This is a genomic window from Pseudomonas sp. URMO17WK12:I11 (genome assembly GCF_007677725.1).
Lineage (GTDB): Bacteria > Pseudomonadota > Gammaproteobacteria > Pseudomonadales > Pseudomonadaceae > Aquipseudomonas.
In genome coordinates this window covers 1-311 of record NZ_VEDF01000051.1, presented here as the reverse complement: position 1 = coordinate 311, position 311 = coordinate 1, and the positions used below count along the sequence as shown (strand labels likewise).

1 protein-coding gene is annotated in these 311 nt (G+C 63.7%); it reads left to right on the top strand.

Annotated elements, in window-relative coordinates:
* Positions 1-311, top strand: a 311-nt coding sequence (locus FS665_RS23190) for a contractile injection system protein, VgrG/Pvc8 family (protein WP_178108401.1), incomplete at both ends; no start/stop codon positions are given.

The window sequence follows — 311 nt, the reverse complement described above, 5'->3', positions numbered from 1 at the left end:
CTGCCCGCCATCCTCGAGTCGGTGTTCAGCCAGTACGAACAAGCCAAGGGCAACTACCGCCTCGACCTGCGCCGCGACTACGCGCCGCTGTCCTACGTTACCCAGTTCAACGAGACCGACGCCAACTTCGTGCAGCGCTGGTGCGAACTCGAAGGCATTTTCTGGTACGTCGAACACCAGGCCGACAGCCACTGCATCGTCTTCACCGACAGCAACGACACCCTGCCCGCCCTCGCCCCGCAGCAACTGCCGTTCCACACCCAGAGCGTGACCCAGAAGCAGGACGGCATCACCCAGTGGAGCACCGGCTC